Below are 4,115 nucleotides of genomic sequence, written 5' to 3' on the forward strand. Positions count from 1 at the left end.
GTCTGGCACAATGTGTTCGAGCGCGGCGCGCTCAAGGCGGGCGAAACGCTTCTGGTGCATGGCGGCTCGTCGGGCATCGGCACGACAGCGATCCAGCTCGCCTCGGCTTTTGGTGCCTATGTGATCGCCACCGCCGGCTCCGAGGAAAAGTGCGCTGCCTGCCTCAAGCTCGGGGCCGACCGCGCGATCAATTACAAGACGGAAGAATTCGTCCAGGCGGTGAAGGACGCCACCGACGGCAAGGGCGCCAATGTCATCCTGGACATGGTCGGCGGCGACTATGTCGGCCGCAACTATCATGCCGCCGCCATCGACGGCCGCATCGTGCAGATCGCGACGCAGGGCGGGGCGGTGGCGAGTGCCGATTTCTCACGGCTGATGGTCAAGCGGCTCACCCATACCGGCTCGACGCTCAGGCCGCGCACCACCGAGTTCAAGGGCGCGATCGCCGCAGCACTCGAAGCCCAGGTGTGGCCGCTGCTCGCCACCCGCCGGGTGGCGCCTGTCATGGACATGATCTTCCCGCTCCGGGAAGCCTGGCGGGCGCATGAGCGCATGGAAGAGGGCGAGCATATCGGCAAGATCGTGCTGGATGTCGGGTGAGGTTCTTGCTTCTCCCTCCCCCTTGTGGGGAGGGCAGGGGTGGGGGTTTTTTGCCCCAGCGCTCCAAGAGTACCCTTTATCCCTCCCCACAAGGGGGAGGGAGGTCGTCGACGTCGCGCGCCATACCCCCTCATCCGGCCCTGCGGGCCACCTTCTCCCCGCTGGGGAGAAGAGGTCGGCGGCGGCTTCGAGCCTCTGTATCTACTGCGCAGAAGAGGTGGGCGGCGCCGTGGCAAATCTCCTCGCCCCTCGGGGAGAGGTCGGCCGAGCGAAGCGGAGGTCGGGTGAGGGGGCCATGTTCCAAGCTCACCGCCAGCCATGGGCGAGTTGCATGGTGAACAACAGCATGCCCTCGATGCGGCGGTCGGAGTCGCGCCCGAGCGGCACCGGGCAGAAGCCGGCGCGGCCGAATTCGGTCGGCGAGGCGCGGCAGCGGCCGAAATTGCGGCATTCGCGGCGCTGGCACCTCTCGTGCGCCCCCTCCATGGTGGCGGCGATGCTGACGGCCAGAACAAGCGCGTTGTGCATGGAATAGGGCAGGTGGCCGTAGCCCGGCAGCGGCGGGTCGATGATTTCGATTTGTTGCTTGCGTTTCCTCGGCATGAACTGTCTCCGGTTGGCGCCCGCGCCGGGTTTCGTGGCGCGGGCAGGGGTGGTTGGGGGAAATTTGGGCGCGCAAAAGTGTCCCGCGCTGATGAAGCCGGGGTTGGGAACCGGACGCATGGCCTTGCGTCTCTGTGATGCTAATGCGTGACGCGCAGCCATGCGTCCGCCAGCGCTCTTGCCCCGCTCAGACGCCTCAACGCTTTCGCGCCGCCAGCCGCTGCAAGGCCCGGACTTGGGGGCTCATCACCCAGCAGGGGCACCGTATCCCCTGCCAGCCCGGACGCCGTCGCCCTCCCCAGGCATCCGGTTCATGACCCGGGTTCCCTGAGGGCGATGGGTGGATTATCGCTGAGGTGCGAAGGGGTGTGGAAAAGAAAATTTTTCGATCCACGCTTCTGTGGCCGGACACCGCAAGGGAAGGGCTGCTATTACAATGAGTTGCGGTGGTAGGCCTAGGCTCATCGGCGCTGAAATCGTGGAAAAGCTCTACGGCTAAGCCAGGAGGAAGCATGACATCGCGGGCATGCGCCGCGTTCACAGTCTTCTACTCGCGTCCGCTTGCGAGAGGGCCGCGTGTCAACCACAGCTCCGTCAGCTGGCCACATTGCAGCTGTCAGGATCGCCCGGCTACCGAATGGAAAACGGAAGCCGAAGTTTTAAGCGTTTGCGATCTGCATCGTTGGTGTGCTTTTTCAGTTGCATCCCAGATTTGTTGCTCTACCAATGGAGCAAATCGGGGGGGCTATGAAGTATCGGCGAGCATGGGATGGCAACGAGTGGCAGAGTTACACTCATCAGCTCGTACAATTGCGGCATGGACACCAGAACGTTCAATGCGTCCCCGATACCGTGGCCGGTGATGCCGGGATCGAGTTCATTTTTATCGGCGGCACAATCTACCAATGCTATGCCCCAGAGGAGACTTCTGATCTCAAAAAAGCTGCCACGGCCCAGAAGGCGAAGGCTACAAGGGACCTCAATAAAATCCTGAAAAACCAGGACAAGCTGTCGGGGATTCTCAAGGGTCTCTCGATCGACCGCTGGATACTTCTCTGCCCGTTTCTCGATAACAAAGACGTTGTTGCACATGTTCGTGCGCAAGGGCTCGCCCTGCGCGCCCACGACTTGCCCTTTCTAGCCGAGAAATTTGAAGCGCTCGTTCATTCCCAAGAAGACTTCGCTGCAGAAATTGAGGGGTTGCGTCAGCAATCAGTCATGCCGCTGAAACTTCCGGCACACGATCCGAATATTGACATCGCGGCCGAGCAAGAGGGCGAAATCGGACGTCGTCTCTCCGAAAAGCTGAAAAGAGGCTTTAAGGCGACACTTACTCCGCAACAGATCGCACAGCGTCGCGATACCTACATTCGTGCTCATTTGCATCGCGAAAACGCACTGTCTGATCTCAAATTAAACCATCCCGCGCTCTGGGATCGATCCATTCAGACGTTAACCGCAGAGGAGCAGCGTCTGGCCGCAGTCGGTGCAACTTCCGTGTTGCCTGGCGCGCAGCTTCAAGAAAGCGTTGCACGCCTTGAAGATGCTCTTTCAAAGGATCTTCCCAGCATGCCAGGCGCCTTCGCGACGACTGTCGCAGTTGGGACAGTTGGTGAATGGCTGATTCGGTGCCCACTTGATTTTCCGGATGACCAACAATGACCTTTCAAGTTCAACCCGAAAGGTTCTCATTCCGCAGGCGCCCAATTGCTGTGCCTGGTGATCTCCGAATCGAATGGCGTGTTTCCCTAATCGTCTTAATGCTCGGAAATTCTCGTTCTAAGCAGGCTTCTCTTGCGAAGTTGCATATCCTCAATGATGCGATCCGCTCTGCCAGAAGCGACTACTTGTTGGATCTTGTCGTAAATGCAAGGCCAGGCACAATGCCTTGGACTTTTAGAGTGGAGCCGGCATTCGCTCGAGCAATCGACTTCGTTGTCGGATACAAACTCGCCAACTGGACCACTACAGCTGGAAGATCCGCTCTACAGTTGACCCAAGAGGGCGAACGCCTCTTCAGCGAGCTCAATCGAGAACGGGATATCCTTACTGAGGAAAAGGACGTGCTGGTTCGTTACGCCAAGCCGATGACTGAAAGCTTAGTAACTGTCGTACTCGGATCCGGACGCAAGGCAGCATGATCCATATTTCCCACCTAAGACTACGTGCGATCACTGCCAAAAGAATCTATGGGGCTGATATCCCTTTCAAGGCCGGCCTCAATGTTGTTCAGGCCGGCAATACCTCGGGCAAGTCAACTTCGCTGCAGGCAATCATATATGCTCTTGGGCTCGAAAGAGCCCTTGGACCTCAACTTGACGTGCCTCTTCCTTACGCAATGCGCGAGCGCATTCACGCACATAAAGATGACAGCTACGAACTAGTTATTGAGTCGTACGTCGAGGTAGAGATGGCCAATGGCCGGGGTCAGTCCGTCATCGTCCGACGCGATATCGCAGGCGGAAAGGACCGAAAACTTATCCAAACCTGGACAAGTCCGACACTTGCCTCCAACGGGGCCCGTTCGGGGCAAAGGGACTACTATGTCTTAGACGGCGGCGCCGCTCAGGCCGACGATGGTTTCCACGCGTTTCTCGCCAAGTTCATTGGATGGGAGTTGCCAAGGGTCCCCCGTTYTGACGGAACTGAATGCCCACTTTACTTGGAAGCAATTTTTCCAATGCTTTTTGTTGAGCAAAAGCGGGGGTGGTCAACAATCCAGGGGCCGTTCCCCACATTTCTGAAAATCCAAGACGTTGTGCGCCGTGTTATGGAGTTTCTTTTGGACCTCGACGTTGGAAAGATCCGGCGTCAGCGCGCGGAGCTACGGAGCATGATCAACGCGGTCTTGCAACGTTGGGCCCATCGTCGGCAAGCTTTTGAAGAGGTCGCCCAGCGTGTTGGTAGGC

The 4,115-nt window shown here is 58.8% G+C and carries 4 protein-coding genes and 1 pseudogene; 4 read left to right on the plus strand and 1 reads right to left on the minus strand.

Annotated elements, in window-relative coordinates:
• Positions 1 to 603, plus strand: a 603-nt coding sequence (locus AC1DUU_RS25120) for a zinc-binding dehydrogenase (protein ID WP_476786091.1), incomplete at its 5' end; no start/stop codon positions are given.
• A gap of 306 nt (positions 604 to 909) precedes the next feature.
• On the opposite strand, the gene AC1DUU_RS25125 is transcribed toward AC1DUU_RS25120, so the two are convergent.
• Positions 910 to 1,206, minus strand: a complete 297-nt coding sequence (locus tag AC1DUU_RS25125; protein ID WP_476786092.1) for a hypothetical protein — start codon at positions 1,204 to 1,206, stop codon at positions 910 to 912.
• Positions 1,207 to 2,058: 852 nt separating this feature from the next.
• On the opposite strand from AC1DUU_RS25125, the gene AC1DUU_RS25130 reads away from it, so the two are divergent.
• The 3 genes and pseudogenes from AC1DUU_RS25130 to AC1DUU_RS25140 all read left to right on the plus strand — a co-directional run.
• On the plus strand, positions 2,059 to 2,868 hold the full coding sequence (locus AC1DUU_RS25130; protein ID WP_476786093.1) for a hypothetical protein: 810 nt from the start codon (positions 2,059 to 2,061) through the stop codon (positions 2,866 to 2,868).
• Entirely contained in the window at positions 2,865 to 3,347 is a 483-nt protein-coding gene (locus tag AC1DUU_RS25135; RefSeq protein WP_476786094.1) for a hypothetical protein, read from the plus strand. Before AC1DUU_RS25130 ends, AC1DUU_RS25135 begins: the two co-directional genes overlap by 4 nt.
• Positions 3,344 to 4,115: pseudogene (locus AC1DUU_RS25140) on the plus strand (hypothetical protein); the annotation flags it as partial. The gene AC1DUU_RS25135 and the pseudogene AC1DUU_RS25140, both read left to right, overlap by 4 nt.

The sequence above is a fragment of the Aminobacter sp. P4_H6_2 genome, from assembly GCF_056400805.1.

What these genes read in the sequence shown, in the direction of transcription:
- AC1DUU_RS25135 (WP_476786094.1), top strand. Translation starts at nt 2,865, where the DNA reads ATGACCTTTCAAGTTCAACCCGAAAGGTTCTCATTCCGCAGGCGCCCA.
- AC1DUU_RS25125 (WP_476786092.1), bottom strand. Translation starts at nt 1,206, where the DNA reads ATGCCGAGGAAACGCAAGCAACAAATCGAAATCATCGACCCGCCGCTG.